Raw genomic sequence first — 383 nt, 5'->3', positions numbered from 1 at the left:
ATACGGCGCCTTATGATTGTTTTCTCCTCGTTACATATTCGTCGCGGCGTACGCGTCCTGCTGGACAACGCCACCGCTACCATCAATCCTGGCCAAAAGGTCAGTCTGATGGGGAAAAACGGCTGCGGGAAATCGACGCTGCTATCGCTTTTGAAAAACGAGATAAGCGCTGACGGCGGCAGTATGACCTTTCCCGGCAACTGGCAGCTGGCCTGGGTGAATCATGAAACCCCGGCGCTACCGCAGCCGGCAATCGATTATGTCATTGACGGCGATCGAGAGTATCGCCAGCTGGAGGCCGCGCTCCAGCAGGCTAACGAACGCAACGACGGTCATGCTATCGCCACCGTCCACGGTAAGCTGGACGCCATCGACGCCTGGAC

1 protein-coding gene is annotated in these 383 nt (G+C 57.7%); it reads left to right on the top strand.

Annotated features, from left to right (window positions below):
* Positions 1–12: 12 nt before the first annotated feature.
* On the top strand, positions 13–383 hold a 371-nt coding region (locus tag FJV41_RS56715), incomplete at its 3' end, for an ATP-binding cassette domain-containing protein (protein WP_141649712.1).

The organism is Myxococcus llanfairpwllgwyngyllgogerychwyrndrobwllllantysiliogogogochensis, assembly GCF_006636215.1.
Taxonomy (GTDB): Bacteria; Myxococcota; Myxococcia; order Myxococcales; family Myxococcaceae; genus Myxococcus; species Myxococcus llanfairpwllgwyngyllgogerychwyrndrobwllllantysiliogogogochensis.
This window is presented reverse-complemented; position numbering and strand designations above follow the sequence as displayed.